The organism is Lentzea indica (assembly GCF_012184385.1).
Taxonomy (GTDB): domain Bacteria; phylum Actinomycetota; class Actinomycetes; order Mycobacteriales; family Pseudonocardiaceae; genus Lentzea; species Lentzea indica.
The window spans coordinates 1-3283 of sequence record NZ_VSRL01000462.1 but is presented as its reverse complement, the minus strand read 5'-3'; the positions used below and the strand labels follow the sequence as shown (position 1 = coordinate 3283).

General features: G+C 68.6%; 2 protein-coding genes and 1 pseudogene. All 3 read right to left on the bottom strand.

Annotated elements, in window-relative coordinates:
* On the bottom strand, positions 1–404 hold a 404-nt coding region (locus FXN61_RS48355), incomplete at its 3' end, for a tubulin-like doman-containing protein (protein WP_167980480.1).
* Between the two features lie 34 nt (positions 405–438).
* A complete protein-coding gene (locus FXN61_RS48350) occupies positions 439–2670 on the bottom strand; it encodes a vWA domain-containing protein (protein WP_167980479.1) in 2232 nt (743 codons plus the stop codon).
* Between the two features lie 297 nt (positions 2671–2967).
* A pseudogene (locus tag FXN61_RS48345) lies at positions 2968–3283 on the bottom strand (D-cysteine desulfhydrase family protein); the annotation flags it as partial.

The following is a 3283-nucleotide window of genomic DNA, read 5'->3' as shown; positions in this document are numbered from 1 at the left end:
GCCTGAGCTCGTCGACGAGCTCGGCGATCACGCCGAGGAGAGGCTCCAGCTCGCCGGGAGTCGCCCTGCGTGCGTGCTTCTCCGCCGCCACCGCGTCCGGTGTCGTGGTGCGGCACCAGTTCCCGCACGAGATGCATCGTGCGTTCGGCGGCGGGCAGGTACTCGGGATCCGGCACGACCCGGCGTTCCAGGGCTCCGAACTCGTCCTCGCTGAGGTCCGCGTAGACGAACTGAAGGCACGAAGGCAGCTGGTACGGCAGGAAGTTCTTGCCCTGCATGCGGTGCTGGAGCTCCGTGCCGTCCGGGCCGCAGAGCTCTTCGCGGAGTCTGCGCTCCAGCTCGGCCCCGACGCGACAGCCGGTGCCACCCAGTCCGACGTAGAGCATGGGCTGGTAGATCTGCATCGTTGTCCTTCCGCTGCGGTGCTCGGGGAGACCGCTAAAGCAGGTGGTGGTTGCCGCCGGACGGCCGTTCCTGCGGCTCCTGCGCCGTGAACTGGTCCGGGGGGTGGTCGCCGGGGAAGCCGACGGGGGCGTGCTCGTCCCGCACCTCGATCGACAGGGTCTGGCTCACGTCCGCGCGCTCGCCGAGGTGCAGCGCCTGCGTGTCGCCGTAGGGAGTGCGCAACCGCAGCTGCCCGCCGACCCGGCGGAGCTCGTAGCTGTCCTCGCCGCCCGCCGAGTGCGCGAGGTGTGGCACGCCCGCCCCCGCCTCGCCGAGGTGGAAGCGGAACACCGACGACGGCTGCTCCGGTGCCGCCAGGTCACCGCGCGGCTGGTGGCCGTCGTACAGATGGACGACGAGCCCGCGGACGTCGCGACGCCGTCGCCGGTGGAGGAAGAGGACCACCGCGGTGGTGAGGACCGCCGCGACGGTGACGGCGATCGCGATCGGGACCAGCGGTGGCGGTTCCGCCACGGTAGCGGTGATCCGCCACTCGTAGATCACGTCGTCCGGGTTCTCGTCGTCGACGACCCGGAGCGTCAACGCGTTGGCGCCCTTGACGGTGTCGTCGGAGAAGGCGAGGCCGAAGTCGAACGTGCTGGTGCCCGACGGCGGCACGTCGAGCACCGTCTGATCGCCGGGGATGCTCGCGACCGTGCCGGGTGCGGCGTCGGCGACGATGATCCTGGCCTTGCGGGCGCGGCCGGAGTTGTTGGTGACGGTGACCTTGCCGTTGACCGTGTCACCCGGCGCGACGTTCCAGTCGGTGTTGCCGAACGTGGTCGTCGCGGCGAGCGGGCGCGGGCCGGTGACGAGTGCCGCGTCGACGGTTCTGGTGTCGCTGCTGATGCCGATCCCCGCGACCGTGCCGGTGAACTTGACGGTGCCCTTGGCCTGGTCCGGGATGACGATCTTGCCGGAGTAGACGCCGTCCTGGCCGCGGCTGTCACCGTCGTGCGCGTCGTCGTTGAGCGGAATCGGTGTGGTGAAGCCGTCTCCGGCGATGTCGGCGGTGAACGAGAGGTCCTTCAGCGCGCTCGGGTCGGTGATCGACCGGCTCCTGGTGTGCAGGCTCAGCGCGACCACGACCTCCTGGCCTGGCTGCGGCGCCGGCGGGTTCACGGTCATGCTCGACCTCACCGCGCCCTGGTACATGACGACGGTGCTGACGTCGAGTGGCGGCACGCCCGGCGCGGACGAGATCTTCACGGTCCAGGTGCCGGGCAAGGGATTCACGATCCTGAGCCCCTCCACGGTGCCGTTCTCACCGCTGACCTGGAACGTGGAGTCGCCCTGCGTGCCGGACTTGGGCACAGTCCTGCCTTCCGGGTCCACATAGGACACGGAGATGCGCGAGTCGTGCTTGGTGACCAGGATCGACCCGTCGGTGGCGATCATCGGGATGGTGACCTTCGCCTCCGCCGTGCCGCCGCTGCTCAGCGGAGTGCGCTGGATGTCGCTCGCACCCGCGCATCTGGCTGCCTGGAAGGCTTTGATGAGCGCCTGGGCGACGTCCGCCGAGCTGCTGACGACGGTGGCGGCCGGTGTCGGCGACCTGACCCCGCACTGGCCCTGGAACGACCCCTTCGCGAACCTGTCGAGCTGGGCCTGGTCGACGGTGCCGAAGCCCAGCGGCCAGACCTGGACCTTCTCCCTGTTGGCCTGCTGGAGCAGCGTGCCGATCAGCTCGGAGGCGGTGCGGTTGCGCTGGTCGCCGATGTTGTCCGGGCCGTACCTCGGGCTGTCGGTGACGTCGAGCTTGCCGTCGGTGAGCAGGAAGATCAGCTTCGGGCCGTTCTTGTCACCCTGCAGGTAGCTCAGCGCCTGCTGGAGCGCGGCCGCGTGGTCGGTGCCTTCGCCCTCACCCTGCTTGCGGCTTCTCAGCGTGCGGGTGCAGTCGCTGAGACGTTGGCGGTCCTGCGCGGTCGCGACGGTGCTGGGTGGGCACACCACGTCGACCGGCGACTGCCCGCCGTTGTCGCTGCCGAAGCCGACCACCGCGATGGTGCTGGACGGCGCGAACTCGCCGAGCGCGATCAGTGCCGCGGCTTCCCGTTCCCTGTCCATGTCCTGCGGGCTGATGCTGCTGGACTCGTCGACCAGCACCACGATGTTCGCGGGCGTGATGACGGGCTCGGGTTGCTGTTGTTGCTGTGCCGCGCCTGATGGTGAGGACGTGGACAACAGCATGGCAACTGCTGCCGGGGCGAGCACGGAGAGACGCATGAGTCAATTCACCCACTGACGCTGGTGGAATGTGGACCGGGCCGGTCGCGACATTTCGATCGAACGCGGTTACCCGCCCTAATGGCTGCCATAAGGGCAGGTCAGGAGGATTCCACCGCGCATGGATTCGATCTGCCCACGTCGTGCGAGTGAAAAGGTGGCGGCGAAGAAACGCAGTGGTGCATGGGCGCGATTATGCCCGGTCATTTGGGTGAAAATCATGGACAAATCCTGGCCAATAGATGACCGATGGACCTGTCAGGTGCATGCGGGAAACGCGTTGATGAGAATCCGCTATCAGAACTGGGCGACGGCTTCCGGGGCATAGCCGTAGAAACCGGGAAGACCGCCCGTGTGGAGGAACACGACGGGCACGTCGCTTTGAGGTGCGAGCTCTCGGAACTTCGCGGCGGCCTTGCCCGTGTAGACCGGGTCCAGGATCACGCCCTCGGTCTCGGCGAACAGCTTCAGCACGCTCCACATGTCCTGCGTCGGCACGCCGTAGCCCGGTCCGATGGTGTCGTCCGTGACGGTGACGTGGCCGAGCTTCGGCGCCGGCTCGCCGAGGAGCGCGGCGGCGTCGCCCGCGAGAGTGCGGAGCTCCTGCTCGGCG